This is a genomic window from Neisseria sp. SLRRB23, from assembly GCF_050896295.1.
GTDB lineage: Bacteria > Pseudomonadota > Gammaproteobacteria > Burkholderiales > Neisseriaceae > Neisseria.
Window position 1 is genome coordinate 1 of the sequence record NZ_JBPBFH010000158.1, and the last position, 360, is coordinate 360.

Annotated in this window: 1 pseudogene; it reads right to left on the reverse strand. The window is 54.0% G+C overall.

Features of this window, described 5'->3' with window-relative positions:
* Positions 1–131: 131 nt before the first annotated feature.
* Positions 132–242, reverse strand: a pseudogene (locus ACRPFF_RS11660) (M14-type cytosolic carboxypeptidase); the annotation flags it as partial.
* Positions 243–360 lie beyond the last annotated feature (118 nt).

Sequence of the window (360 nt, forward strand, 5' to 3'; positions counted from 1 at the left end):
CGGCATACGAGATGACGTCGAGTCTCGTGGGCTCGGAGATGTGTATAAGAGACAGGATACTGGCGTGTTTAAGCCGGAGTGAAAAATTTCAGACGGCCTATTGATGACGNTAAAGGCCGTCTGAAATTCAACAAAATGCAGTTTTGATAGGCCGCGCCTTGCAGCCGGAAGTAGAACCATTGTGCGAAATCGGAGGCGTTGTCGGGACGCAGGGCGAGGCGGATGGTGGAAGGGTCGGTCAGGACTTTGAGCCCGAGGCAACCATCAGTTGAAAGGCGCGCGTGTATAAAAAGTCGCCAACCAACACTGCCGCCGCATTGCCTGTCTCTTATACACATCTCCGAGCCCACGAGACTCGAC